Source organism: Oxynema mangrovii CENA135, assembly GCF_016632315.1.
Classification (GTDB): domain Bacteria; phylum Cyanobacteriota; class Cyanobacteriia; order Cyanobacteriales; family Laspinemataceae; genus Oxynema; species Oxynema aestuarii.
Map to the genome: position 1 here is coordinate 1,061,998 of NZ_JAEOXH010000001.1, position 26,032 is coordinate 1,088,029.

General features: G+C 51.3%; 22 protein-coding genes. 11 read left to right on the forward strand and 11 right to left on the reverse strand.

Annotated features, from left to right (window positions below; translation table 11 throughout):
• Positions 1-456: 456 nt before the first annotated feature.
• Entirely contained in the window at positions 457-1,443 is a 987-nt protein-coding gene (locus JJD41_RS04120) for a glycoside hydrolase family 24 protein (RefSeq protein WP_200664838.1), read from the reverse strand.
• Positions 1,444-1,896: 453 nt separating this feature from the next.
• Here JJD41_RS04120 and JJD41_RS04125 point away from each other — a divergent pair, with 453 nt between their 5' ends.
• The 3 genes from JJD41_RS04125 (at position 1,897) to JJD41_RS04135 (ending at position 5,555) form a co-directional block, all read left to right on the forward strand.
• Positions 1,897-3,837 carry an ABC transporter ATP-binding protein gene (locus tag JJD41_RS04125; protein ID WP_200664839.1) on the forward strand — a complete coding sequence of 647 codons (1,941 nt, stop codon included), beginning with the start codon at positions 1,897-1,899 and terminating at the stop codon, positions 3,835-3,837.
• A gap of 157 nt (positions 3,838-3,994) precedes the next feature.
• On the forward strand, positions 3,995-4,879 hold the full coding sequence (locus tag JJD41_RS04130) for a sulfotransferase family protein (RefSeq protein WP_200664840.1): 885 nt from the start codon (positions 3,995-3,997) through the stop codon (positions 4,877-4,879).
• A 148-nt stretch (positions 4,880-5,027) separates the two neighbouring features.
• The gene (locus JJD41_RS04135) at positions 5,028-5,555 is read left to right on the forward strand and encodes a pentapeptide repeat-containing protein (RefSeq protein WP_200664841.1); all 528 of its coding nucleotides are present in this window, start codon (positions 5,028-5,030) and stop codon (positions 5,553-5,555) included.
• A 47-nt stretch (positions 5,556-5,602) separates the two neighbouring features.
• Here the strand turns inward: JJD41_RS04135 and JJD41_RS04140 are convergent, their stop codons facing one another.
• The 5 genes from JJD41_RS04140 to JJD41_RS24605 all read right to left on the reverse strand — a co-directional run bounded on the left by JJD41_RS04140 (position 5,603) and on the right by JJD41_RS24605 (position 11,334).
• Positions 5,603-6,109, reverse strand: a complete 507-nt coding sequence (locus JJD41_RS04140) for a hypothetical protein (protein WP_200664842.1) — start codon at positions 6,107-6,109, stop codon at positions 5,603-5,605.
• Between the two features lie 542 nt (positions 6,110-6,651).
• A complete protein-coding gene (locus JJD41_RS04145) occupies positions 6,652-7,725 on the reverse strand; it encodes a sensor histidine kinase (RefSeq protein ID WP_200664843.1) in 1,074 nt (357 codons plus the stop codon).
• A gap of 76 nt (positions 7,726-7,801) precedes the next feature.
• Positions 7,802-8,506 carry a response regulator transcription factor gene (locus tag JJD41_RS04150; RefSeq protein WP_168570494.1) on the reverse strand — a complete coding sequence of 235 codons (705 nt, stop codon included), beginning with the start codon at positions 8,504-8,506 and terminating at the stop codon, positions 7,802-7,804.
• Between the two features lie 33 nt (positions 8,507-8,539).
• Entirely contained in the window at positions 8,540-10,768 is a 2,229-nt protein-coding gene (locus tag JJD41_RS04155; RefSeq protein ID WP_200664844.1) for an ATP-binding protein, read from the reverse strand.
• 386 nt (positions 10,769-11,154) lie between these two features.
• Positions 11,155-11,334, reverse strand: a complete 180-nt coding sequence (locus tag JJD41_RS24605; protein ID WP_370583720.1) for a PDDEXK family nuclease — start codon at positions 11,332-11,334, stop codon at positions 11,155-11,157.
• A 375-nt stretch (positions 11,335-11,709) separates the two neighbouring features.
• On the opposite strand from JJD41_RS24605, the gene JJD41_RS04165 reads away from it, so the two are divergent.
• On the forward strand, positions 11,710-12,285 hold the full coding sequence (locus JJD41_RS04165) for a TPM domain-containing protein (protein ID WP_200664845.1): 576 nt from the start codon (positions 11,710-11,712) through the stop codon (positions 12,283-12,285).
• Between the two features lie 578 nt (positions 12,286-12,863).
• A complete protein-coding gene (locus JJD41_RS24610) occupies positions 12,864-13,388 on the forward strand; it encodes a hypothetical protein (RefSeq protein WP_234488499.1) in 525 nt (174 codons plus the stop codon).
• Between the two features lie 49 nt (positions 13,389-13,437).
• Here JJD41_RS24610 and queG read toward each other — a convergent pair whose 3' ends face one another.
• Entirely contained in the window at positions 13,438-14,394 is a 957-nt protein-coding gene (gene queG / locus JJD41_RS04175) for a tRNA epoxyqueuosine(34) reductase QueG (protein WP_200664847.1), read from the reverse strand.
• Positions 14,395-14,561: 167 nt separating this feature from the next.
• On the opposite strand from queG, the gene JJD41_RS04180 reads away from it, so the two are divergent.
• On the forward strand, positions 14,562-15,005 hold the full coding sequence (locus JJD41_RS04180) for a nuclear transport factor 2 family protein (protein WP_200664848.1): 444 nt from the start codon (positions 14,562-14,564) through the stop codon (positions 15,003-15,005).
• 29 nt (positions 15,006-15,034) lie between these two features.
• Here the strand turns inward: JJD41_RS04180 and JJD41_RS04185 are convergent, their stop codons facing one another.
• The 4 genes from JJD41_RS04185 to rsmH all read right to left on the reverse strand — a co-directional run bounded on the left by JJD41_RS04185 (position 15,035) and on the right by rsmH (position 19,151).
• Complete coding sequence (locus JJD41_RS04185) at positions 15,035-15,472, reverse strand: hypothetical protein (RefSeq protein ID WP_200664849.1); 438 nt, start codon at positions 15,470-15,472, stop codon at positions 15,035-15,037.
• A 381-nt stretch (positions 15,473-15,853) separates the two neighbouring features.
• Entirely contained in the window at positions 15,854-16,282 is a 429-nt protein-coding gene (locus tag JJD41_RS04190) for an ATP-binding protein (protein WP_200664850.1), read from the reverse strand.
• Positions 16,283-16,285: 3 nt separating this feature from the next.
• Positions 16,286-17,950 (reverse strand): SpoIIE family protein phosphatase, encoded by a 1,665-nt coding sequence (locus tag JJD41_RS04195; RefSeq protein WP_168568516.1) that lies wholly within the window; start codon positions 17,948-17,950, stop codon positions 16,286-16,288.
• Positions 17,951-18,242: 292 nt separating this feature from the next.
• A complete protein-coding gene (gene rsmH, locus JJD41_RS04200) occupies positions 18,243-19,151 on the reverse strand; it encodes a 16S rRNA (cytosine(1402)-N(4))-methyltransferase RsmH (RefSeq protein WP_370583721.1) in 909 nt (302 codons plus the stop codon).
• Between the two features lie 182 nt (positions 19,152-19,333).
• Between rsmH and JJD41_RS04205 the strand changes: the two genes are divergently transcribed.
• The 5 genes from JJD41_RS04205 to JJD41_RS04225 all read left to right on the forward strand — a co-directional run bounded on the left by JJD41_RS04205 (position 19,334) and on the right by JJD41_RS04225 (position 25,753).
• Positions 19,334-20,521, forward strand: coding sequence for an NAD(P)H-quinone oxidoreductase subunit H (locus JJD41_RS04205; protein WP_200664852.1), 1,188 nt, complete (start codon positions 19,334-19,336; stop codon positions 20,519-20,521).
• Positions 20,522-20,698: 177 nt separating this feature from the next.
• Positions 20,699-21,883, forward strand: a complete 1,185-nt coding sequence (locus tag JJD41_RS04210) for a class I SAM-dependent methyltransferase (protein ID WP_200664853.1) — start codon at positions 20,699-20,701, stop codon at positions 21,881-21,883.
• Positions 21,884-22,804: 921 nt separating this feature from the next.
• Positions 22,805-23,944 (forward strand): Re/Si-specific NAD(P)(+) transhydrogenase subunit alpha, encoded by a 1,140-nt coding sequence (locus tag JJD41_RS04215; protein ID WP_200664854.1) that lies wholly within the window; start codon positions 22,805-22,807, stop codon positions 23,942-23,944.
• Positions 23,945-24,056: 112 nt separating this feature from the next.
• The gene (locus JJD41_RS04220) at positions 24,057-24,350 is read left to right on the forward strand and encodes an NAD(P) transhydrogenase subunit alpha part 2 (RefSeq protein WP_168568510.1); all 294 of its coding nucleotides are present in this window, start codon (positions 24,057-24,059) and stop codon (positions 24,348-24,350) included.
• Complete coding sequence (locus JJD41_RS04225) at positions 24,347-25,753, forward strand: NAD(P)(+) transhydrogenase (Re/Si-specific) subunit beta (RefSeq protein ID WP_200664855.1); 1,407 nt, start codon at positions 24,347-24,349, stop codon at positions 25,751-25,753. Before JJD41_RS04220 ends, JJD41_RS04225 begins: the two co-directional genes overlap by 4 nt.
• Positions 25,754-26,032: the final 279 nt, after the last annotated feature.

Below are 26,032 nucleotides of genomic sequence, written 5' to 3' on the forward strand. Positions count from 1 at the left end.
TATCTCACCCAAACTCAATTTTTGATCAATCCGATTTTAATCGACTCTTCAACGGCTTACATGAGGTGTGGGATACAGTATTGCGCTAGATCGGCGTTGAATTTTCGAGTCGAGATCCACCCCGATCGCGATCGGGCATTTTCCATCACTCGGATGAAAATTTTGAGCCGATCGCGTCGAGTTGGCAAAATCAGAAAAACGTTCTAGCGCTGGCCTGCGTTACAAACATAATTGAGGACTTTGCACCTCTCCCCTGTTCTAAATACTTTGATTATGCTGAAAATTTTCAAAAATTTCTGTGACGATCGTCAGAAAGGGGTTGGGACGAGATCACTCGGGGGTGCGATCTTTGTCGCTGACAAGATACGATCGCCCTTGAGAAATGGTAGCATCGAGCGGATAAATCCGGGAGCGATCGCCGTCGCGATCGAGGTAGATCGACCTGGATCGTGGACTTTACAAGCCTTGGCGATATTTTTGCAAGCGTTGGCGGTAAACAGGTTTCAAGCGCGCGATCGCCCGCCGTCGGTCGCCATTGCCGACATCGAGCAAGGAAGGCCACACGGGAATTAATTCGAGAGCCGCCATATCGAACCAGCCCGCTTCTATATCTTCTAACACGTCGTACTCTTCCAACATGGCGATCGCCGCCCGATCTTGATTTTCCGGGGAAAAATCCCGGGCGCCGATTTTGCGAGCCATGCGATCCCAACTCGTACTGAGGAACTGATAGCGACCTGCCGCATCGGAACAGAGTTGGCGACCGTGGCGCCAACCGCATTTCAGCTCTCGGGGGTGATCCTCGAAACTCTCGAAGGTCGTTCCCGTAAACTGCATTCGGTAAGCGTTCGGTCCTTCGGTTCCTTCGGCCCAAGCGAGCATGTCGAGAAATGCCTTAATATAAGCGACTTTCAGCGCCGAAATTCGTTCCGGGTCGTGGCGATCGTCTCGGGGTAGAACGTGCTTTCCCCATTCGCGAACCTCCTGTTCCGTCACCTCCGGGGGCGGTTCCTGACTCGGTAAGGCTTGAATGGTCGCTCCCAAGACTAGGGTACAGAGGATGACGGTAATGGTGGCGGCGAGGGTGCGCCGACGGCGTTGCTGGCGCGATCGCGATCGCCCCTCCACGGTCGGCCAACTTTCCGCAGGTAAGATCTGGGACAAATAACCAATTTGATAGCCGAAATCGAACAAAGATCGCAGGACGATCGCCTTTTGGCTAATGATTTCCGGTCTTTGGCGGCGCGCCATCAAAAACTGCACGTAGCGGTGCAAATCTTCGACGGCGATCGCCCCTAGGGGTTTGCCGCACACCTGTAAAAACTGTTTCGCTAACAACCAATCGGCGCGCCGTTGTTTCGATGCTTTTTGGCGCACCCACAGTTGAATGAGTGCGACATCGGAATCGACGATCGGTCGGCGTGTGATTGGCGGTTGATTCATCTTGTTTGTTCGTGCGAGCGGCCAATTCTCATCGAGGCGGGCGATCGCCCCGAGTCTTCCCCCTTCTCGAATTTTCTCCCCTTCGAGTAAACATAAACTGGACTATCGACGCATTTGCCCGTCCTTCTCGGACGCAAACCCGAAAGGGATCGACAATTTCGTATTTTACAGCGATTTTTAACCGTTTATTAAAGGATATCTTTACTAACGCGATCGCCCTGAATCGCCCTTCTTTGAGGGATCGGCGAACCCCGATCGCCGTTGACTGGCCCGACGGCGCGCGATCGCCCCCTCAATCTTATCGGACGCCCGCCCCGCCACCCGATTCTGCCGACTCCTTTGGAGTCGCTCAGCGAACGCAGACACTTCGCGAACGCCCCTTGCACTTCAGAAAAAATCGCGCCAATGATTTAGGATTGCTCTTAGAAGAGCGCTTTCCTTACCAACACCCCGATGAGCATCGTCACCCTGCAATCCGTTCAAAAAGACTTCGGTATCAAAGAAATCCTGCGAAATGCCAATTTCAGCCTCGGACCGACGGATAAAGTTGGGGCGATCGGCGTCAACGGTTCGGGAAAATCCACCTTACTCAAAATCGTAGCGGGAATCGAACCGATTGATGGGGGTCAACTGCTCGTCAATTCCGGCTTGAGAATTGTCTATTTGCCTCAAGACCCAGATTTAGACGAAAATCGCACGGTGTTAGAGCAAGTCTTTGCCGATAGCGGCGATCTCATGGCTTTAGTGCGGGAATACGAAGATTTAACTCACAAAATCGCGCGATCGCCCCAAGACGAAAAACTGATGTCCCGCCTGTCCGCCGTCATGCAACAAATGGAGGCATCCGGCGCCTGGGAACTCGAAACCCAAGCCAAAATTATCTTATCCAAACTCGGAATCGAAGACTTCGACGCCCAAATCGCCACCCTGTCCGGCGGATATCGCAAGCGGATCGCGATCGCCGCCGCCTTATTGTGCGATCCCGACGTTCTCCTGATGGACGAGCCCACCAACCATCTCGATGCGATCTCCGTCGAATGGTTACAAAGTTACCTCAATACCTTTCGCGGCGCCATCCTCCTCGTCACTCACGACCGCTACTTTCTCGATCGCGTCACCAATCGTATTGTCGAAGTCGATCGCGGCGACCTCTACACCTACGACGGTAACTATTCCTATTACCTCGAAAAGAAAGCCCTCGCCGAAGACGTCGCCGCCAGCCAACAACGCAAACATTACGGCGTTTTACGGCGCGAACTCGAATGGCTCAAACGCGGACCGAAAGCGCGCAGTACCAAACAAAAAGCCCGCATCGATCGCATCCACGAAATGCAAGATACCGAGTTTAAAGAAAGTCTCGGTAAAGTCGAAATTTCCACCCCCAGCCGCCGAATTGGCAAAAAAGTTATCGAACTTGAAAACATCTCTAAATCTTACGGCGATCGCCTTTTAGTCCGCGACTTCACTTATAAATTTACCCCCGAAGATCGCGTCGGTATTATTGGCGGAAACGGCGTCGGAAAATCTACCTTGCTCAACTTAATTACCGGACGCCTCGACCCCGATATCGGACAAGTCGAAATTGGCAGCACTATTCACATCGGTTACTTCGACCAACATAGCGAACCGCTTCAAGACGCTATGAACGAAAATCAGCGCGTCATCGACTATTTAAAAGAAGAAGCCGAATACGTCCAAACCGCCGATGGAACTCGGATTAGTGCCTCCCAAATGCTCGAACGGTTTCTCTTTCCTCCCGAACGGCAATATTTACCTTTACACAAACTTTCCGGCGGCGAAAAACGGCGGTTATTTCTATTGCGCGTCCTCATGAGTGCGCCCAATGTTTTAATTCTGGACGAACCGACCAACGATCTCGACGTCCAAACCTTAGCGGTTTTAGAAGACTATCTCGAAGACTTCAACGGTTGCGCGATCGTCGTTTCCCACGATCGCTATTTCCTCGATCGCACTATCAACACCGTTTTCTCTTTTGAAGGGAATGGACAGATCCGTAAATATCCCGGAAACTATTCGATTTATCTCGATTTCAAGCAAGAAGAAGAACGAGAAGCGGCGAAACAAGCTGCACGGGAAAAAGAGAAGGAAAAACCGACCGCCGAAAATGGCAAAGTTGAAAAATCACCGCGCTTGTCTTGGGATAAAAACCGCCAGCGAAAATTGTCTTCTAAAGAGCGCAGAGAATATGAAGGTTTGGAAAGAAAAATCGCCGAGATGGAGGAAGAAAAAGAAGAATTAGAAAAATCTTTATATAATGCCAAACCCGGCGCCGTCACTGAAGTGCAGAAGATGCACGCGCAACTGGAACAGTTAACGGAGGCGATCGAATCTGCAATGGAACGCTGGATGGAACTGGCAGAAATTGATTCTTAATGCTCCTACAAAGGTGGGGAGATTCGCGATCGGTCATGAAAACCTAAAACGGGAATTCACCCACCCTTTTCTGACTCGTTATTCTAATTCCAACGAAGACCAATATCAAACATTGGCAGATTAACCACCTTAAATTCTATCTGCAATTCCTAAAAAAATGACTTTACCCAACTTTATTATTATCGGCGTTCAAAAAGCAGCCACGACCTCAATTTATAACTATTTAAAACAACATCCCCAAATCTACATGAGTCCAGCTAAAGAAACCAGCTTTTTAGAAAAAAATTGGGATGCAGAAGCGATCGCGCCGGAAATGAAATATAACAAAGTATTGTCTTTAGAATCTTTTGAAGACCAGTTTCGCGACGTTACGACGGAAACCGCGATCGGAACGACTTCGCCAAACTGTCATTTTCTCTACGAAACTGCAGCCGATCGCATTTTAGAATATACCCCAAATGCCAAACTTATTTTAATTCTACGCAATCCTATCGATCGCGCCTATTCCGACCATTTAATGCATATTCGCGATGCGATCGACGATAAAACTTTAGACGATCGCCTCAATTCTCCCAGTTCTTTTATTATTCGTAAAGGCTTTTACGCCGAACAGTTGCAACATTACCGCGATCGCTTCCCTTTCAAACAAATTAAAGTCTTTCTTCACGACGATTTAAGAAAGAACACGATCGAATTTATGCAAGAAATGTACCATTTTCTCGAAGTCGATCCTAATTTTATTCCAGATACGACGAAAAAAGCACAAGTGTCGCAAGTTCCCAAATCGAAAAAACTCAATCGAGTTTTGCGAAATTCAGAAAAAATCGCCGCACCAATTTTGCCGATCCTCAAACGACTATTTCCGTTCAAAGTTAGAGAAGGACTGCGATCGCTCAAATCTAAATTACTCGCGCTCAATACAGAGAACAAAAAGCCACAACTCTCCGAAGAACATCGCCGACGACTGCGCGATATTTACCGCGAAGATATTCTAAAATTGCAAACATTAATCGAACGAGATTTATCCCACTGGTTATCTTAATATTTCGATATACGATCCATTTTATGGACGATCCCCCCCAACCCCCCTTAGAAAGGGGGGAGTCTAATAAAGTCCCCCTTTTTAAGGGGGATTTAGGGGGATCCGAGTTCTATGTCATTGTCTTGAAAAATGCTATATTTTATCCGCCATGACGATAACTTCTGCATCTCCCGCATTTCCTAGCGCGATCGCCTTCCTCGAAAGTCCCCCAGAACGGCGCTGGCAAACCCTAAAACAGCTCGGTTTAGCGCGATATGACTTTTTAATTAAAATGCCAAAAACTAAGACAAATATTGCTTGTGTAAAGCGCTTTCTTGAGGGGCGCAAACGAGTTAAATTTCCCGATCTGTCTCGTGCAGATTTATCCGGTTTAATCCTCGATCGCACCAACTTGATTCGCGGCAATTTAAGCGGTGCCAATTTAACCAAAACTCGGTTAATTGAAGCCGATCTATTGTTTGCGAACTTTACGCGAGCAAACTTAACTGATGCTAATTTATCCGGTGCAACCCTCAATGAAACTATTTGGACGGAGGCGATCGTTTTCGGCTGTCATTTTGGTGCGGGGATCGGCTTAAGTGAGACCCAACGGCAAGATCTTGTCAACAGAGGGGCTATTTTTGGCGGTAGCGAAGGGAATGATTTAGACAAAAATAAGTCACTGTCATTCTTCTGATTTTTCTACTTTATTTAAGATTACTATAGAGAGTTTTATGAACCAAATTATATAGAACTAACCACTTCTATAGGAAGTTTCAATGCATCAGCAATCTGTTCGTCATTCAAGCCAAAATGACGCAGTTTTTCAATTGTTGTAGTATCTGAAATGTCTGTATTTGTCGGCTTCGATTGAGATTTTTCAAATCCATTATAATCAGAAGTCTTAGCAGGGCGATCGGAGCAAATATTAATATAACCAATAATATTTTTCTTGGCTCCGATAATATGAGTGCGGTTAAAATTGATGTTTAAATTCCCCTGTCGTTCTAACACAGATTTGAGATTCTGCTTATTCACAGGTTCGTCAAAGATATCCGACAGCAATTTTAGCAACTCATACCCCACATCTTTCGCGTGACCCGGGGTACATCCATAGAAGTCTGCAATATCAGCATACTTTTGTCGTTTCAGCGTCCCCTCGATAATCCCTCGCTGTAAATCGTTGAGATATTGACCTGTCTTCGCATAAACGAGTTCATCGACGAACTGCAGTACCTCACGAATTTCCATAAGGCTCGGCCACGTACCAACATGAGCTATTATACCCGACTCAATCCGCCTCAATCCGTATATATCCGCTCTATTTCGCTTTTTGTAGCCTTTTTGTAGAAATACCCGTCTTTTTCCGCTTTTCAATAGTTAATTAGCTAGTCTATCCTAAAACAAGGGGAAACAAAAGTCTATTTTTAACGTTACGCCAGCTAAAACCTTCAAACCTTTACCCGAGGTAAACCATTTCAACTTTAGATGAAATCGCCCAAGCTCCTTTAGAAGCTGCCTGGAACCAACTATGCGAATCTTGTGGGGCAGTATTTCAGTCAGAGGGTAGTGTAGCAGGGATAAGCGCGGGTGATGCAGATGGCATTGGGCGAACAGCAATGATTATTATTCATTTAATTATTATTCCTTTAGTAATTTTACTATTGGCTGGAGCTGTGGCTTGGTATATAATCTTTAAAGCAACATCTATAGCAGTAGTGGTAACAGCGTCTGCATTCAAGATTATCATTAGTTAATGAATCTTAGAAGGGACGAACAATGATTCGTCCCTTCTAAGCCAACGGGAGAGAAAATCGGAAGGTCGTTCCTTCCCCTAGCTGACTTTTAACCTGGATTTGACCGCCTTGTAACTCGACCAAACGGCGCGAAATGGCCAGACCGATTCCCGTTCCGGTACCGCGTCCGCCTTTGGCGCGCCAGAAGCGATCGAAAACGTGAGGTAAATCTTCAGGAGCAATTCCGCTTCCGGTATCGCTCACTTCGATCCATAACGATCGCCGATCGCCCCAGGCGCGCACGGTAATCGACCCAGACGCCGTATGACGCAAGGCATTTCCCAATAAATTCACTAAAACCTGTTCGAGACGATCGCCGTCCGCCAAGACCAACGGCAATGGTGAGGAACAGTTTAACACCAGTTGCGGTCCGTTTTCGAGCAGTTGGTCGGCAAATTTGGCAACTAAATTCTCTAACAGGGGACGAATATTGAGACGTTGAATATCGATGGGGAGATATCCAGCTTCTGCTTTAGAAAGTTCTTGTAAATCGTTGACTAAACGTTCTAAACGGCGAGTTTCTGTGACCAAACGGTGATAAACTTCCGGATTTGGCGCCAGGGTTCCGTCTTCGAGTTCTTCTAAATTACCGCGCACGATCGTCAATGGGGTTCGCAATTCGTGAGTGAGATCGCCGATTAATTCTCGGCGTCGCTTTTCGACATCTTGCAAACTCGCCGCCATGCGGTTGAAGCTGGTACTAAAGCGATTCAGTTCGGGAATTTCACTATTTGGCATTCGTTCTTCGAGGTTTCCCGCCGCAAATTTTTGGGTAATTTTTTCCATTTGCGTTAATGGTTGTACGATGCGTTGGGCCAGCCAATAGCTCAAAATTCCCGCGCCGGAAGTTCCGACAATTACGGACCAAAAGGTGCCTCGATTCCAGGCTGTTTCAAAAACATCGACGAGGGAAGTTCGGACGTAGCGCAAGTTAAATCCGCGTCCTTCGAGTTGTTCGAGATGAATCACGAATAAGCGCGGCGATGAAAGTTTTCCGGTAATGACGAGACTGCCAATACCGACGACTAGGACGAGTAAATGAGAGAAAAATAAGCGCGATCGCAAACCCATGAGGGAGTTTAGATGTTAGATGTTAGATGTTAGATTTTAGATTTTAGATTGAGCTATTGAGGGGATTGAGAATAGTTCAGGTTTCATCTTCAAATTTATAACCGACACCGATCGCCGTTTTAATAAACGTCGGATTCGCGGGGTCGGGTTCGATTTTTTTGCGTAATCTCGCTACATGAGTATCGACCACTCGTTCGTCTCCAAAAAAGTCGTCACCCCAGAGTTTTTCGATCAGTTGCGATCGCGTCCACACCCGCCCGGGATAACTCAAAAACGTACTTAATAAATTAAACTCTAACGCCGTTAAATCTAACGGTTGCGATTCCTCGTCCGAGACGTGGCGCGTGGCGCTGCGGCGATCGAGATCGACGGTAAAATGACGGGTTTGATAGAGCTGACTTTGACCGCCTTGACGCAAACTGCGCCGCAACAGGGCGCGGACGCGGGCGACCAACTCCCGACGGCTGAAGGGTTTGACGAGATAATCATCGGCGCCTGTAGATAAACCGATGACACGATCGATTTCCTCTCCTCGGGCGGTCAACATGAGGATGTAGGGGTCTTTCGGTCCGGGTTGCTGGCGGATGCGGGCGCAGACTTCGAGTCCGTCGAGACCGGGTAACATTAAATCGAGAACGATTAAATCCGGTTTTTGCGCTTGGAAAATTTGCAACGCCGCCAGACCGTCGCGACAGGTTTCACAGGTGAACCCCTCTGCTTCCAGGGCCCGGCGGATAATTTGAGCGATTTCCGCTTCATCTTCGACGATGAGGATTTGCATCGGTTTGAGACTCCCGATTTCCGGATTTCGGCGTTAGCTGACTGGGGTCGGCGTTTCTTCTCCAGAAGAGATCGCCGGAACACGATCGCCTGGTTCTTGCTGAGTTTTCTCCGGTTCGCGATAGACCGCCAAATCGAACCAGAAGGTCGTCCCCACGCTGACCTCGCTGACTAAATAGACTTGGGTATGGTGTTTTTCGATAATATTTTTAACGATGGACAGTCCCAACCCAGTTCCTTCGAGAGTATGCACGCGGTTTTCGACCCGGGAGAAGCGATCGAAAATAATTTCTTGATCTTCGATATCGATTCCGATTCCCGTATCCCCGACTTCGATGCGGACCCGTTCCGGAGTATCGCCGCCTTCCGGGGTCAGGGAACATCGGGGATTGGGGATCCAGTGTTCCCGTTCCCAGCGACCGTGAACGCGATCGCCCGTGTCGAGTAAATAGGCGCGCATCGCTACTTTGCCGCCCGTTTCCGTAAATTTGAGGGCATTGCCTACCAAATTTGCGAAGACTTGCAATAAAAGATCGTAATTGCCCACCACGGGGGGCAGGTCGGATTCGATATCTTGGATCAGTTCGATGCCCTTATCTTTGGCATTGAGCTGGTAGGTTCGCAAGGTTTGCTCGATCGGTTGGGCGATATCGACCGCCTCGAAGTGGTACACCCGGCACGATTCCAAGCGCGAGAGGTCGAGAACGTCGTTGACCAAGCGGGTGAGGCGATCGGTTTCGCGGTTGGCGGTTTCGAGAAACTCCGATCGCTCGTCGGCGCTGAGGTCTTCGCCGTATTCGTGCAGGGTTTCGATAAATGACTTGATATTAAACAGGGGCGTTCTCAACTCGTGAGACACGTTGCTGATAAACTGACTTTTGGCTTCGTTGAGTTCCACCTCCCGGGTAATATCCTGCACGGTCATCGCAATTCCTTTGAGACTTTCCCGATATTGTTCCGCCAAATTGGGTTTGGAACTGTCGTGGTAGAGGGTGCATTCTTTCGCTTCCGGGCGTTCCGGGAACGTACAGGTATCGTCGAGATTGTAGGTACAGCTACTGCATAACGGCTCGTTTCCGGGAGACTTGTGCAGCAGTACCGTGGTCAGCAAAATGCGGACCGTGCGGCGATTCGGTTCGGTGAGGGTAATGCGGAATTCGCCACCTTCACGTCCGGCGTAATCTCCCGAGGGAGTGGCGTTGTCCGAGGCGGGATAGCCCCCGGTGAGGGCATTTCCGGCGGCAATTTCGTACAGTGGGCTGGTCAGTTCCGCCACGACGGGGGTGGGGAGGTAGTCGAGGACATTTTCAGAAACGACGTTTTTCCCTTCCCACCCAAAAATGCGGCGGGCGGTGGGATTGACCAAGACGACTTGAAGGGAAGTATCGAGTAAAACGGCGCCGTCGGCGATCGTTGAAACGAGGGTTTCGAGTTTGGCTTTTTCGGCGGTGAGTTCTTCGATATTTTGTTCTTCGTAGCGCTCCAAACGTTCCGCCATTTCGTTAAAGCTGCAAATTAATTCCCCGAGTTCCCCTTCGAGGGGGAGGTCGATGCGCTGTTTGAAGTTTCCGGCGGCAATATTTTTAACGCCGAGGAGGAGTTCTTTAATCGGTTTGGTGATGGTCAGGGCGTTGAAGACGGCGCCTAAGATCACCATGACCCAGATGGAGACAAAAACGGCGATCGTCACGTCTCGGGTAAGGTTAGAAGAGGTGACCACCGTGGGATTGGGGTTAATCCCGATCGCCAAGACCCCGAGATAGGCCCCTTCGTGAATCAGGGGGACGAAAACATCGGTGACTTCGCCATCTGGGGTTTGGTGTTGGCGCACCATCGGCAGCTCGAAATTGCTCGTCGCCGCTTCCGGTAACTGGATGCGCCGTTGGATGGTCAGGGAATTCTGCACTTCCGATTCCGAGAAGGGAATCCCGAGGAAGATTTTTCCTTCTGCGTCGGCGTAGAGCATGTAGCGGATGCTCGTCGTGCTGCTGTAGAAACGGTGGGAAAAGCGGGCGACTTCAGTTAAGTTATCTTCGGCGACGAGGGGGGCGACATTCGCCGCTAACAGCAGACCCAAGTCGCGACCGAAGCGGGTATCGTTGAGGCGGGCGTCCTGTTGAATGGTGTTGACCGCCCAGAAGGTCAAGCCGCTCATAATTAAGGAGACGACCAAAGTCGCCGCCGCCATCAAGCGGGTTTGGAGGGTGAACTCCGACCACCAACGGGCGATAATTTCTCCGATCTTGTGAATGAGAGCCAGCAAGGTAGATTTTTAGGGATGACAGCAATAACACGAAGGCGAGAACGCAAGCGCGGGCGATCGCCGGACGCTGCTATTGCCAGTTTATCAAGATCGGGGAGATACGGGAGGCTTCCCCCATTGCGGATGGCAAGATCTCGCTCTTTTCCAGGATGGCAGCGATCGGGTATAAATTAATCGGGCATAAATTAGAGGACTGCCCCGATGGAGGGGCGAACAATTTTTGCGCCTCCTTTCTATACCTTCAGCCAGGTGAATCGGTCGGCGACACTCAGCCGCACTGCTCTGGTAAACTCAGGGACGGGTAAGATCGACGCTGCATCGTCACAAATTCTCACTTGCTTGTCTGCTTCGTAAACAAAAACGCACCCTTCCTCTGGGTCGATTAACTAACCCATTTCCGTACTGAAATCGAGACAGTGCAGGAGACTAAGGACAACTCGGGTATGACTGGAGTTGGGGGAAAGAATTTCAATCGTCCAAGCGGGATGGAGGTCGAACCTATTGGCAACTTCCCTATTGCGATCGGTGGGAATACGGGCGCTGCGAAAAACTGCAATATCGGACACGAGGGAATGTCCGCCAAAAGTGCAGCGTAGTGCGGGAAACGCTTGAGCGGTTCGCTCTATTCTCTGTTGCTAGAGGATGCCGTGTTTGCCTTGAGGCACAGGTTTCTGGATGATTTACCCGTCGATGTATTCCCTGGCAGCTTTTGAGTTTCTGACATTTCTAGAAAAGCTTCTAATACAGGGTAGCGAAAGAACATGACTAGCTATAATGAAAGGAGCGGTTCGCCACCCTGCACTGGATTAACAAGAAGTTTAACGATCGCAACGTTTTTCAAAGTTGGCGCTACGATCCCGGGAAAGGCGATCGCTTGGATCCAAATTTAAGTCATCTTCACATCAATTTCTATTCTTTCCTATCGTTATGGAGAGAAGACGATGAAACTCCCTCATTTAATCAAAACCATTTGTTTTCTCGGTTTAGGATTCTTGGTCGCTTTATCTATTGTTTTATCTCCGAGTTTGACCGGGGCGATCGCCATTCAGGACGTTCCCAATCCCCGAGTAGAATATGGGGGATGGGTCACGGACATGGCCAATATCATCAGTCCGGCGACGGAACGAGAGTTAAATCAGTTAATCGATACCTTGGAAGCAGAAACGACTGCCGAAATTGCGATCGTGACCGTTCCCGATACCGATCCGTTTCCATCGGTAAAAACCTTTACAACGGAATTGTTTAATACTTGGGGAATTGGCAAAAAAGGTAAAGATAACGGCATTTTATTCTTAACTTCATCCGGCGATCGCAGAGTCGAAATCGAGACGGGTTATGGAATCGAAGCGATTTTACCGGATGCTCAAGTTTTAGACATCCTCAATCGCCACATTTTACCGTATTTTAAAACCAACGATTTTGATACGGGAATGCTCGAAGGAACTCGGGCGTTAATTGATGTTTTAAGTGACGAAACGTTTGAGGGAGGAATCATTGATAAAGACCCTTTTTTTTAAAACGACTCGATCGCCGGGAACGCCAGGGAGCGATATTTGCTGTTGTTCTGGCATCGATCGCGATAATTATCGGCTATATCAGCCAAAGCTGGCACCTACAAAAGGCAATATTCATCGAACCCACCGGGCGATCGCGCACCAATTATCCCAATGAAATGAGAGGAATTCTATATCCTCTGGCTTATTTATTCTGTTTTGCATTAATTTTATTAACTCTCGTGAGTCTCAGTCTATCGAATACGATATTGTTCGTTTATTTGCTAATTTTAATATCCAGCTTTTCTTTGTTTTTATCTCTCCCGGGTTTTATTCTTTATTGTCTTGCTGTTTTTAATCATCCAATCCTTATCCAGATCTTTATTAAAACAGTCTTCTTTGGGTTTACCGTTGCTTTAATTCTGCTTTTGTTCGGAAATTTATTATCAATTTTACCGAATTTTGATGTTCAATTACAGTGGTCGATTGTCATCTGTATGGCGATGTTACTGGGCTTTCCACTCTCCAATTTTTTGGGGAACTTATTTAACTTAACTGGATATTGGTGGCCGCAGTATTACTGTAAAAAATGCCATCACAGAATGATTTCCCCTAGTAAAAATATACTAGAAATTTACCTAACCTCTCCGGAAAAAGTTGCCGAACAATTGGGCAGTATCAAAGTGAAAGGCTGGTATTGCCCCCATTGCAGTTTAAAATTTAAAATACCGTTTCACATTCGTCGGTATTTAGGCGATCGCAGCAAGCAATTCGATTACTGTCCGAACTGTCAGGAATTAACGCTCGTTAAACAGAAGAGCGTACTATACGAGCCGACCCGTTGGAGTGCGGGTAAATACCGCATTGTTTACCATTGCCATTGTTGCAATTATCGGGAAGAAAGAGAAGAACTTATCCCCTGTTTGGTTAGCCATCGCGACTACACCGTAGCCAATTATTATTTTGGCCCTTGGTTTAGCCAATGGTGGCGCAGTTTGGTCCCGAGTCTAGGCGATGGCGGCGGCGATGGTGGCGGTGATGGCGGCGGCGATGGTGGCGGCGGCGATGGTGGCGGCGGCGATGGTGGCGGTGGTAGTGGCGGCGGCGGCGGCGGTGGCGATTTCTAAGGCGGATCGCCGCAACTCGTTTCCTCCCGCTACTTATTTTTAAAACAGTTCATTCTCTCACATTATCTAAATTTGCCCTAGCATTGCGTCGCCACATCTGGGGTTTGATCCGTCGCAAGGCGGAGGCGCGAAATCGCCGATCCCACTCGGTGTCCGACAGTTCGGCGAGTTCGGCGAAGGTCGGGGCGATGTTTTCGGGATAGGGTCGAAATTCACTGACGTCGGTTGCGGTGGCAAAACGCTGGTTCCAGGGGCAAACGTCCTGACAAATATCGCACCCGGCGACCCAGCCTTCTAAGTGAGATTTGATGTTGTCGGGAAGGTCGGGCGATCGATTTTCGATGGTATGATAGGCGATGCAGCGATTGGCATCGACGACGAAGGGTTCGACGATCGCCCCGGTCGGACAGGCATCAATACAGCGCGTGCAACTGCCGCAATGTTGCGTATGCGGGCGATCGCTCTCTAAAGTGAGATTCGTTAGCACTTCCCCGAGAAACACCCACGACCCGTACTCCCGGGTGATGACGTTGCTATTTTTGGCAATCCAGCCGATCCCCGCCCGTTGCGCCCAGACTTTATCCTGAATCGGTCCGGTATCGGCATAATAGCGCGCTTGGATGCCGTCCCCTTGAGCTTGCAACCAGGTGGCGAGGGCTTTGAGTTTTTTGTGCATGACCCGGTGATAGTCCCGTCCCCAACCGTAGCGGGAGATTTTGGCGCGATCCGGGCGATCGCTGTGGGGGGTGGGGGTGTAGTAGTTGAGGGCGACGCAGATGAGCGATCGCGCCTCGGGCATCACTTGACGGATGTCTTGGCGTTTCGGGTTCGCCATCCAGTCCATCTCGGCGCCGTAGCCACGATCGCACCAGGTTTGTAACTGTCGCGCGGCGTCTGCGGGGGGCGGTTCGACGGCGGCGATGCCGACTTTGTGGAAGCCGAGGTCGAGGGCCTGTTGTTTGACGAGATCGCGGTCGGGAGGGAGACTCGAAGATGTAGAAACCATTGACAATCGGAAGGTTGGCAGTCTCTAGGGCGGTTTGTTCGAGTCTACACCGAAGTCCGCGCGCGATTCCCGGGGTCTTGTGACCCAGATCTCATCGCTTAACTTTACGATTCGTTACAATAGGGCTAGTTTGTAAAAAATATTTGATTTTCTTAAAAAAAAGTAACATGAACCGGAATGCTAGCCCGTTAACAAACGAAGTTCCTCCCACGGACGACACCCCGGAGGCGATCGCGATCGAAGGAGTGGATCGCGACAAGATTCGGCGTTATTTTGAAACCTTGAATGCAGGGCAGTTCGAGCGCACGAGCAGTCTGTTCGCCCCACAAGGACAACTGATTCCGCCGTTTGAAGAACCGATCGTCGGTCCCGAGGCGATCGCCGCGTATCTCCAACAAGAAGCGCGGGGGATGAACTTGCGCCCGAAACGGGGCGAAATTACCGCCACGGCGGGGGGAACGGAAGAAGTTAAGATCTCTGGGGAAGTAAAAACTGCCCTATTTACTGTCAAAGTCGGTTGGTTATTTATCCTCGAGCGCGACGAGCAGATCCTCAGCGTCACGGTCAAGCTGCTGGCGTCTTTAGCCGAACTCGCCAGCTTGCGGCGCTAGGGGCTACCTTGACGGCGCCGGGTTGGGGATTAGGCGGCGATCGCGCTTTCCCAAGACCGCATCAGCATCCGGCGCCCCAAATCTACGTCTTTCGGCGCGCACTGCCAATCCGGGTGAGCGGTCATCAGCAGGCTTTCGAGGCTTTCGCGATCGAACAAATGCCAGACGGGCGCCCCGGCGACCTCTCCTTCGATCGCGTAGCAATTCTCGCCGAGACAGTGGATCGTCAGGGCGTTGCAGATGCGCTCGACCTGCATTTTTTCGCCCCTTACGAGCGATCGAAATCCTAAAATCGTCTGTTTGAAGTCGTCGAAGTCCGCCACGACTAACCCTTCGACCGACACGCGGTGAGCGGGAGAACTATTGACATCAATCCAATAGCGACGGGATGGATCGATGCCTTGCAGCCACGGGGATTCGTCATCGAGTCGATACCGGGGGGCTAGGGGAAAATAGTCTCTAGTCATAAGGCGCTTACCAACGACAAGCATCTACACGAGGGCAGCGCGATCGCGGTTCGCCAGCGATCGTCAACCCCTTTCGACCGCGCCGATCTGAGGCGATCGGGCATCGATTAATTTTTTCTAATATGCAAGATAAGCGCCGTTTAAGCAACAGAAGTTAATAAAAGTTATAATAATTTCGCCAATTAAGTAAACTTATGTAAAGCAATGCACCCTCGATGGGGTGATGGAAGAGCGATCGCCCCGAGGCCAAATCCATTGACGCCTGAATTTGGCGATCGACCGATGGAACGACACCGATCCTGCGAGCCACCTGGGGAAACCCGATAGCTGACAGACATAGCCCGAATTTAGTCGGGGTCGCCCAGGGTTGTCGGTCAACAATTAAGCTTTTTCCTTTTCCGGCAAGCTAGCTTCCAGCTTCAAGCAGTTGCGACCGTCAATTTGCAAGCGATATTCCACCCGATCCATCAATTTATTCATGATCAGCCAGCCGTAGCCCCCATCGGGCATGTCTTCGGGAACTGGCGCCATGTACGTCCCGAGGTCGTAACCTTTGCCGTGATCCCACACTTCCAGGGCAATATCGTGTCCCTTGAGTTCCAAGCGAATCAACACGGGTAAATTCGGTTGCTCCCGGTGGGCGTGCCGCACCACATTCGAGTAAGCTTCCGCTAAAACCAAGCGCAGGCGGTTGGACTGACGGGGCCAATCCACAGCATCGCCCAGTTCCATTTCTAACGACCCCAGCAGCCAGTTTTCAACAATAGCCAAAAACCGCAAGTCGCTTGGCACGTGCAACTCAGTTCTCATCGATTACAGAACCTCCAGAGAAAGTATTGTTTGGTCATCTTCCTGCTCGTGAGCGAGATCGCGGATGCGAGCGAGTAAGTCATTGAGGTCGAGAGGGACATTCTCGTTAGCAATCAATTTCCACAGACCTTCTTGTTGGATCATTTCACCCGCCTGGACGCCATCGAGGGAGGAATCGGGATGGGTAATCGTAGCCTCCGTCAAACCATCGCTCGTCAGCAAAAACACGTCCCCTGGATTTAATTCCAAGCTCCCTGCTTTTCCCTTCCACATCGGTAAAATTCCCACCGGAATTCCTCGATCTTTGAGAAAATTGGGTTCGACTGCCAATTTCTCCGCCAGAGCCGTTTGCGACCAGACTAAGGGGTAAATATGTCCGGCATTGGCATAAGCAAGCTGGCGCGTCGAAGGGGTATAACGGGCCAACACCATAGTAATAAAGCAATTATTACTAATGAGATCGTCTGATAAAGCACTGTTGAGGTTTTTCATTACGTCTTCCGGCATCGGCGAAACCTCTTGAGCCAGTTCCCGACGCATCACCGAAATGGCACTCGCCATAAACAGTGCTGCCGGAACGCCCTTACCGGAAACGTCGCCCACCGCCAACCAGATGTCCCCCTGGGAGTGGATGTACACCTCAAAAAAGTCCCCTCCTACGGCGCGAGCGGGGAAGCAACAGGCTTGGATTTTAGCGCTGTCGAGATCCGGCCAACTTTGGCGCAGGAGATTGGTTTGGATTTGGCGGGCGACTTCAAGTTCGGCGAGCATTTGCTCCGCTTGTTCTTGAGAGCGCTGGTAGAGTTTGGCTTGGGACAGAGCCAACGCCGCCTGTTCGCCCACTAATTCGATCAATTGGATGTCTTCAGGGGACCAATTGTTGCCGCGACCGTCTTGGTAAAGGGACATGACGGCGAGCAAATCTTTCTGATAAATCAGGGGAACGCCCAGACGAGTGCTGCCGTTGCCGCCGTTGTCTTCCTGAAGCACCTGGGTTTGGCGCGTTTCGAGAACTGCCGCGATCGTCGGTTCGAGGATCTCGGGTTCGACGGGATTGGAGGCGTTCGCGTCTTGGTAGGAGAAGATTTCGGGGGTCAGGCGATCGCCTTCCACCGGACGGACGATACAGCCTGTCGCTTGAAAGTTTTCGCCGACCGTTTCGACGATCGTTTGCAACATACTGCGATAGTCGAGGGACTCGCGAATGGCACTCATCACCCCGTTGAACAGCGATTCTCTTCTGAGGGTGCGGTTGAGTTCGTTCGTGCGTTGCTTGAGAACTTGATAGGTTTCCGACGCTTGATTGACGACGGCTTTGAGTTCTTCGGGATTCCAAGGTTTCGTAATGTATTTGAAAACTTGACCCGAGTTGATGGCCTCCACCAGATCTTCGACATCGGTGTAGCCCGTGAGTAATATACGAATCGTATCGGGAAACCGTTCTACAGTTTTGCTTAAAAATTCCGTGCCGTTCATCTCTGGCATACGCTGGTCGGAGATGATCACGGCCATTTCGCCGTTTTTGTCCAGCGTTTCCAGGGCGCTGAAGGCACTATCAGCTCTATATACGTCAAATTCCCGCCGAAACGTCCGGTACAGCAAGTCTAGGTTGTCGATTTCGTCATCGACGACCATCAGTTTCAGCTTGCTTCCTTTTCCCCGACTCATGCAATACCCCACTTACAGGCTAATGGATTAAGGGTGATTGGCACGGGATTCCACCAATGGAACTGGTGACTCCCTCGACTGAGGCCGTCTGTTGGTTGGTAGACCCGCGACCAATCACGCTTTTGGGTGGGCGTTCCAATTGAAAAGTACCCCAAATCACCTCGGCGCTAACGGACCGATTCCGCTCCAACGAGCTTATCATAGGAAACCCGCTCCCTAGAACGGATCGAGGCGATCGCGCCGATGGAGTGACGAGCGTTGGAGCGGCTGGCGCTTGGCCGCGATCGCGCGGCTACTCGATCGCCGTCACCCGCTCTGCTATTCTCAGCTTCGCCGAGCGAGAACGAGGGTTGTTTTGACTCTCTTGCTCGCTCGGTCTTATCGGTTTTTTGGTGAGCACCCTAAGCTGTGGCGACTCTCGCAAACGATGTTTGACGATGCGATCTTCCAAGCTGTGAAAGCTGATGACCGCCAGCCGACCTTCCGGCTTGAGCCAGTCGGCCACTCGCGCCAAAAAGGTTTCCAAACTGGCTAACTCTTGGTTGACGGCGATCCGCAAGGCTTGAAACACTCGCGTCGCCGGGTGGATCCTCCCGTGACGATACCGTCCGGGGACGCTGCGCGCGATCGCCTCCGCCAATTCGGTTGTCGTTCGCAAGGGTCGAGATCGCCCGATCTGCCGGGCGATCCGCCTCGAAAACCTTTCTTCTCCATATTTATAGAAGATATCTGCTAGTTCTGTCTCGTCCCAGTGATTGACGATTTCTTCCGCCGTCAGTGATTGGCGACCATCCATACGCATGTCTAAGCGAGCTTCTTCACGAAAACTAAAGCCCCGTTCTGAAAGATCTAACTGAGCAGAACTAACCCCCAGGTCTGCAATAATACCATCAAATTGTTGCTCTCCCGGCTCGTATTGCGCAAAATTACCCTGCCAAAAATTCACCCGCTCCCCAAACGACCCCAGGCGCTCCCTCGCTACCCGAATCGCTAACTCGTCGCGATCGATCGCCGTCAAGCACAGATCCGGCGCCGCTTCTAAAATCAGCCGCGCGTGACCCGCTCCCCCAACCGTCGCATCTAAATAGTGACCCCCCGCACGCACCGCCAATCCGGCGATCGCCTCCTCGCTCAACACCGGAATGTGGACGAATTCCTCGGTCAATCTTTCATTTCCCACCGACTTCTCAGTGTTTGGCAACCTAGATCTCCCTATAATTAAATGGACGAAACAAAAATAAACATTCAGACATAACTCTACCGTCCCGGAGCGATCGGTTCGTGACTGGTCTCGAACTGCACTCGCCGTTCTCCACTCCCAGCGCGATCGCCCGCCCATCCGGTACGGTAACCCAAAACGGTCTCAAGGGGAAAAACTCGACTATGGTAACAAGAATCGAAACTCGCACCGAACCCATGATAATCAACATGGGTCCCCACCACCCCTCCATGCACGGGGTGTTGCGTCTAGTCGTCACCCTCGACGGCGAGGATGTCGTCGATTGCGAACCCGTCCTCGGATACCTCCATCGCGGCATGGAAAAAATTGCCGAAAACCGCACCAATACCATGTTCGTCCCCTACGTGAGCCGATGGGATTACGCGGCAGGGATGTTCAACGAAGCGGTCACCGTCAACGCTCCCGAAAAACTCGCAAATATCGAAGTCCCCCGGCGCGCCAGCTACATTCGAGTCATCATGCTCGAACTCAACCGCATCGCCAACCACCTGCTCTGGCTCGGACCGTTCCTCGCCGACGTCGGCGCCCAAACGCCCTTCTTCTACATCTTCCGCGAACGGGAGATGATTTACGACCTCTGGGAAGCTGCCTCCGGAATGCGCCTGATCAATAATAACTACTTCCGCATCGGAGGGGTCGCCGCCGATTTACCCTACGGTTGGGTCGATAAATGCGAGGACTTCTGCGACTACTTCGATCCCAAAGTAGACGAATACGAAACCCTGATCACCAATAACCCCATTTTCCGCCGCCGCATTCAAGGCATCGGCGTCATCTCTCGCGAGGAAGCCATCAACTGGGGCCTGTCCGGTCCGATGCTGCGCGCCTCCGGCGTCAAATGGGACTTACGCAAAGTTGACCACTACGAGTGTTACGACGATTTCGATTGGGACGTCCAGTGGGAAACCGACGGCGACTGTTTGGCCCGCTATCTGGTTCGCATCCGCGAAATGCGCGAATCGGTCAAAATTATCCGTCAAGCTCTCAAAGGCTTACCCGGCGGCCCTTACGAGAACTTGGAAGCCAAACGCATGTTTGAAGGTCCCAAGTCCAAATGGAACGATTTTGACTATCAGTTCATCGCCAAGAAAATCCCGCCGACGTTCAAAATCCCCTCGGGCGAACATTACGTCCGCATCGAAAGCGGTAAAGGCGAGTTGGGCATTTACATCATCGGCGATGATAATGTCTTCCCCTGGCGCTGGAAAATCCGCGCGGCAGATTTCAATAACTTGCAAGTCTTCCCGCAATTAGTACGCGGCGAAAAGGTCGCCGATATCGTCGCCATTCTCGGCAGTATCGATATCATTATGGGTTCGGTCGATCGTTAGTCCCTTTTTATCCCCAAAAAAACGGGTATCGAAAATTAAAAGATACCCGTTTTTTTGGGGATTTTAGATTTTAGATTTTAGATTCAAGACGGTCAGGCTACAGTCTTCAGCTTTGCAAAAGCGGACATCTGGAAGACCCTATAGAAGTTTACTAATTTCCTATTCCCGATTGCCTTCATGCACTCCAATCCCAAACTCTTTCAAACCATCACCGAAATCATTGAATCGCGACCCGAACGGCGCATTACCTTCGCCGAATATATGGATCTCGCCCTCTACCACGAACCCTACGGCTACTATGCTTCCGAGTGGAGCAAAATTGGTGGGGCGGGGGACTTTATTACCTCCCCTCATTTGAGTTGCGATTTTGGCGAAACCTTGGCGGTGCAGTTTGTCGAAATGTGGGAGATTTTGGGCCGTCCCTCGCCGTTTCACTTGGTGGAAATGGGGGCGGGTCAGGGATTGATTTGCGGCGATGTTTGGCAATACTTGCACGAAAATCACCGGGATTGTTTGCAGGCGCTAGATTACGCGATCGTGGAAAAATCCCCGGCAATGCGGGGGTTCCAACAAGGGCGATTGAATCCTTTGGCGGCGAAAATGGGGGTGAAATTGCGCTGGTGTACCTGGGAAGAAGTGGGCGAGGAGAGTATTATCGGTTGCCTGTTTTCTAATGAGTTAGTCGATGCGTTCCCGGTGCATCAAGTGGTGTTCGAGGGGGGACAACTGCGCGAAATTTACGTGACTGTCGATGGGGAGGGTTTTGCGGAAGTGACCGGGGATCTCTCGACGGAGGCGATCGCCGCTTATTTCGATCGCCTCGGGATCGACTGGAGTGAGGGCCATTACCCGGAGGGATATCGCACGGAAGTCAATCTCGCCGCCGTGGATTGGATCGATGGAGTGGCGGCTAAACTTCACTGCGGTTATGTTTTGACGGTAGATTACGGCTATCCGGCGTCTCGTTACTACGCCCCGGCGCGCGATCGCGGGACGTTACAATGTTATTATCGTCACAGCCATCACGATAATCCTTATCTGTATTTAGGGCAACAGGATATAACGGCGCATGTCGATTTCACTACGTTAGAACAACGAGGCCAAGCACGGGGGTTGGAAACTCTCGGATGGACTCAACAGGGATTATTTTTGATGGCGTTGGGATGGGGCGATCGCCTCGCGGCCCTGTCTCGGGGTGAAAATTTGGATATTTCTACGGTTCTGCAACGTCGGGAAGTCTTGCATCGGGCGATCGATCCGTTGGGTTTGGGCGGGTTTGGGGTGTTGGTGCAATGCAAGGGACTCGATGCGAACCGACGCCAACAAAGCTTGCGCGGGTTGAAAACACCGCCGATGGTCTAGGGCCGATCTCAGGTGCAATCTTAAAGTTGAGCTTAAAATTCAGAGGCGATCGCAAGTGTAATGATATATTGCGTCTGAGAAGCTTGTTAGATTTTGTAATACATTTCCGGGTTGCGGCGAAAAACCCCCGCGCAAACCGGGAATTTTCAAGGGTTCGGAGGCTTCTCGTTTGGCGGATCGCGATCTCGGCGATCGCCCGCTCTCTGCTCGGGATAGTGCCTTTTTCTCCTCAAAGATCCTAACTTCTCTCTCCCTATTCCTTCAGACAAGATTTTCCAAAATTTTCGAGCGATCCCCATTTAAAAGGTCAAGAAAACTTGAAATTTTTGGGAGCAATTTGTCAAAATTACCGTATTTTTTTGCAATTTGTAACCGTCGTATCCGTCAATGAGAACCAGCCAAAGGAGTGCAGGAGGGGCAGCTTCATAAACTTATCTAAACTAATTTTAAAATCTAAGAAGAAATGGGGGGGGAAAGCGCCATCTGCAAAAAAAAAGGCGCTACTATTTCGATCGCGGAGGGAAACAAAAGCCCGCAGACTTTACAGGAAGGAAACGTCGGAGTTAAGGAAAATCCGAAAGACCGAATTGTGGAAATTAAGGCAGTATGGAGCGCTTAAACGGCAAAGTTGGTGATTTTTGACACTTCGTCACTTCTTAAGACAAGGTAAAAATCTAAACAGCAGTTTTGGGATCGACTAGGATGCAAAGGTTAGCACTTCAACGAGTCAGACAACCGAGGTTTCAATGCGATCGCGGCGCAGAACAACGAGGGAGCCGACGGTCGTCCCCCTTCAACCTTTGAGGGTTTAACGATCCTCCTTTTCCATCAAGAATCGAAGCGAGTTCGCGTCATCGAAAGCGATCGCGCCTCGTCGAGTGCCGATGGGTCGTCGTAGTTATCATGCAAGAGGAAAGTCGAATGAGAATTGCGCTAGCAAAAGAAATCGAAGTCGGCGAGCGCCGGGTAGGTTTAATCCCCGATCTCGTGGCTCGATTAGTCAAACAAGGACTCGAAGTGGGCGTCGAAGCTGGGGCGGGAGAGAAATCCTTCTTCTCCGACGAAGCCTACGAAAAAGCTGGGGCAACCATATATGATGACAAGGCCAAATTGTGGGGCGAAGCCGGGATCGTCGTCAAGGTCGCCCCTCCGAAAGACGAAGAAATCTCCCTCCTGCACGAAGGGAGCATCGTCATCAGCTTGCTCAACCCGTTAGGGAAGCCGGAAACTATTCAAAAATTAGCCGATCGCCGGGTCACCGCCTTTGCGATGGAGACGATCCCGCGTACCAGTCGGGCCCAGAGTATGGACGTGCTTTCCTCGCAAGCTGCCGTCGCCGGGTACAAAGCGGTCCTACTCGCCGCCGCCACCGCGCCGAAATTCTTCCCGATGTTGACCACCGCCGCCGGAACCATTCGTCCGGCGAAAGTTTTCGTCATGGGCGCTGGTGTGGCAGGCTTGCAGGCGATCGCCACCGCCCGCCGTTTGGGCGCCGTCGTCGAAGCCTTTGACATCCGTCCCGCCGTCAAAGAAGAAGTGCAAAGCCTCGGGGCGAAATTCGTCGAAATCAAACTCGACGAAGACACCGTCGCCGAAGGGGGCTACGCCAAAGAAATTTCGGAAGAATCGAAAAAACGCACTCAAGAACTGGTCGCCGAAACCGTCGCCGGGGCCGACGTGGTGGTGACCACCGCCCAAGTGCCCGGGAAAAAAGCCCCCTTACTGGTGACCGAAGAAATGGTCGCCCGCATGAAACCCGGCGCGGTCATCGTCGATTTGGCTGCGGAACAAGGCGGGAACTGTGCCTGCACCGAAGCCGGGAAAGATGTCGTGGTCAATGGCGTGACCGTCCTCGGGCCGATCAACTTGCCCTCGTCGATGCCCGTCCACGCCAGCCAAATGTACGCCAAAAATATTTTGACCTTCTTGCAGATTTTGATCGACAAGACCGAAGTCAACTTGAATTTTGAAGACGACATCATCGATAACACCTGCGTCACCACGGGCGGTGAAATTCGCAATGCCCGAGTGCGCGAGGCCCTCGATCGCGTGAGTTGCTAGATCGAACGTTCGTTGTTGCCTCAATGAAGTTTTGAGGGGAGCCGACGATCGCCCCCGGGGATCGCAACCTCCGGCGATCGCCGCCCCCTCGTCCACAGGAGAATTGAGTGATATGACAGAAGCCTTGATTTCTGCCTTATTTATCTTCGTCCTGGCCACCTTTGCCGGGTTCGAGGTCATTACCAAAGTTCCGCCCACCTTGCACACCCCTTTAATGTCCGGCGCCAATGCCATTTCAGGAATTGCCATTCTCGGCGCTTTGATCGTCGCAGGCGATAAAGATTGGAACGTCACCGTCATTCTCGGCTTAATTGCCGTCGTCTTCGCCACGATTAACGTCGTCGGTGGCTTTTTGGTGACCGATCGCATGTTGCAAATGTTCAAAAAGAAAGAGGTGAAAGCATGAGCGACCTGATCCCAACGGGCATTCAGTTGAGCTACTTGGTGGCCGCTTCCTTATTCTTCGTCGGTCTGAAAAAACTCAGTTCTCCGGCGACGGCGCGATCCGGTAACACGATCGCCTCGGCGGCGATGCTCTTGGCGATCGTCGCCACCCTGCTCGATGCCAAAGTCCTCAACTACCCGATGATTTTCCTCGGCATCGCCATCGGTTCGGGGATCGGCGCCGTGGCCGCCCAAAAAGTCGAAATGACCGCCATGCCGCAAATGGTCGGCCTCTTCAACGGCTTGGGGGGTGCCGCTTCCGCCTTAGTCGCCGTCGGCGAATTCTGGCGCTATTTCGGCACCCTGCAAAACCCCGGCATCGACACCACCCTCGTCGTCCTCCTCGGCGTCCTCATTGGCGGCGTCACCTTCACCGGATCCTTAGTCGCCTTCGCCAAACTGCAAGGACTCATCAGTGGCTCCCCGATCGTCTTCCCCTTGCAGCAACCGTTTAACGCGACCCTGTTCGGCGGTTTTCTGGCCTTGAGCGTCTATCTGTGCCTCAACCCGCTCAATACTCCCATTTTTCTCACCCTCGTCGGCATTTCCCTGGTTCTCGGGGTGATGTTCGTGATCCCCATCGGCGGCGGCGATATGCCTGTCGTCATCTCCCTGTTGAACTCGTTCTCGGGTTTGGCCGCATCGGCTGCCGGGTTCGTGGTCATGAACAACATGTTGATTATTGCCGGGGCTTTAGTCGGCGCTTCCGGGATCATCCTGACCGTGATTATGTGTAAGGGGATGAACCGATCGCTGACTAACGTCCTGTTCGCCGCCTTCGGAACTGGAGAAGGAACCGTCTCAGGCGGCGGCGGTGGCACCACGGGCGATCGCGTGGTTCACAGCATCGACCCGGAAGAAAGCGCCATGATGCTCGGTTACGCGCGATCGGTGGTCGTCGTTCCCGGTTACGGGATGGCCGTCGCTCAAGCACAGCACGCCGTCCGCGAACTCGCCGACCAGTTGGAACGTCTCGGCGTCGAGGTCAAATACGCCATTCACCCCGTCGCCGGACGGATGCCGGGACACATGAACGTACTGCTCGCCGAAGCCAACGTGCCTTACGAGCAACTCTACGATATGGAAGATATCAACAGCGAATTCGAGCGAACCGATGTCGCTTTAGTCATCGGCGCTAACGATGTCGTCAACCCCGCAGCTCGCGAAAATTCCAGCAGTCCCATTTATGGAATGCCGATTCTCGACGTGGATAAAGCAAATCACACGATCGTGATCAAGCGCAGTATGAGTACGGGCTTCGCCGGAATTGAAAATGACTTGTTCTATAAGGACAAAACCATGATGCTCTTTGGCAGCGCTAAAGATGTGGTGACCAAACTCGTCGGTGAAGTCAAACAGCTCTAAGCTTCGAGCACCTGGGGCGCGCGATTCTCCTTGAAGAGACACTACGCGATCGCCTCACTTAGACAGAAACAGTACCGAAAGATCGCAGAGAAAGGCGGGCATTGAGCTCGCCTTTCTCTGTGAGAAAATCAAAAAAAATCCCTCGACTGGACGAGAATATCCGAGAGTTTGTTACAGCACTCGGGCGTCTGATGAGGGACAGTGCCGATCCCCCTATCCCCCCTTCGCCCCCCTTTGAAAGGGGGGCGAAGGGGGATTTCGGGGGGAACGAGGAAAGTA

What these genes read in the sequence shown, in the direction of transcription:
- JJD41_RS04185 (WP_200664849.1), bottom strand. Translation starts at nt 15,472, where the DNA reads ATGACTAGAGACTATTTTCCCCTAGCCCCCCGGTATCGACTCGATGAC.
- JJD41_RS04125 (WP_200664839.1), top strand. Translation starts at nt 1,897, where the DNA reads ATGAGCATCGTCACCCTGCAATCCGTTCAAAAAGACTTCGGTATCAAA.
- JJD41_RS04150 (WP_168570494.1), bottom strand. Translation starts at nt 8,506, where the DNA reads ATGCAAATCCTCATCGTCGAAGATGAAGCGGAAATCGCTCAAATTATC.
- JJD41_RS04165 (WP_200664845.1), top strand. Translation starts at nt 11,710, where the DNA reads ATGAAACTCCCTCATTTAATCAAAACCATTTGTTTTCTCGGTTTAGGA.
- JJD41_RS04130 (WP_200664840.1), top strand. Translation starts at nt 3,995, where the DNA reads ATGACTTTACCCAACTTTATTATTATCGGCGTTCAAAAAGCAGCCACG.
- JJD41_RS04190 (WP_200664850.1), bottom strand. Translation starts at nt 16,282, where the DNA reads ATGAGAACTGAGTTGCACGTGCCAAGCGACTTGCGGTTTTTGGCTATT.
- JJD41_RS04225 (WP_200664855.1), top strand. Translation starts at nt 24,347, where the DNA reads ATGAGCGACCTGATCCCAACGGGCATTCAGTTGAGCTACTTGGTGGCC.
- JJD41_RS04205 (WP_200664852.1), top strand. Translation starts at nt 19,334, where the DNA reads ATGGTAACAAGAATCGAAACTCGCACCGAACCCATGATAATCAACATG.
- queG (WP_200664847.1), bottom strand. Translation starts at nt 14,394, where the DNA reads ATGGTTTCTACATCTTCGAGTCTCCCTCCCGACCGCGATCTCGTCAAA.
- JJD41_RS04135 (WP_200664841.1), top strand. Translation starts at nt 5,028, where the DNA reads ATGACGATAACTTCTGCATCTCCCGCATTTCCTAGCGCGATCGCCTTC.
- JJD41_RS04215 (WP_200664854.1), top strand. Translation starts at nt 22,805, where the DNA reads ATGAGAATTGCGCTAGCAAAAGAAATCGAAGTCGGCGAGCGCCGGGTA.
- JJD41_RS04145 (WP_200664843.1), bottom strand. Translation starts at nt 7,725, where the DNA reads ATGGGTTTGCGATCGCGCTTATTTTTCTCTCATTTACTCGTCCTAGTC.
- JJD41_RS04210 (WP_200664853.1), top strand. Translation starts at nt 20,699, where the DNA reads ATGCACTCCAATCCCAAACTCTTTCAAACCATCACCGAAATCATTGAA.
- JJD41_RS04140 (WP_200664842.1), bottom strand. Translation starts at nt 6,109, where the DNA reads ATGGAAATTCGTGAGGTACTGCAGTTCGTCGATGAACTCGTTTATGCG.
- JJD41_RS04180 (WP_200664848.1), top strand. Translation starts at nt 14,562, where the DNA reads ATGAACCGGAATGCTAGCCCGTTAACAAACGAAGTTCCTCCCACGGAC.
- JJD41_RS04220 (WP_168568510.1), top strand. Translation starts at nt 24,057, where the DNA reads ATGACAGAAGCCTTGATTTCTGCCTTATTTATCTTCGTCCTGGCCACC.
- JJD41_RS04195 (WP_168568516.1), bottom strand. Translation starts at nt 17,950, where the DNA reads ATGAGTCGGGGAAAAGGAAGCAAGCTGAAACTGATGGTCGTCGATGAC.
- JJD41_RS24610 (WP_234488499.1), top strand. Translation starts at nt 12,864, where the DNA reads ATGATTTCCCCTAGTAAAAATATACTAGAAATTTACCTAACCTCTCCG.
- JJD41_RS04120 (WP_200664838.1), bottom strand. Translation starts at nt 1,443, where the DNA reads ATGAATCAACCGCCAATCACACGCCGACCGATCGTCGATTCCGATGTC.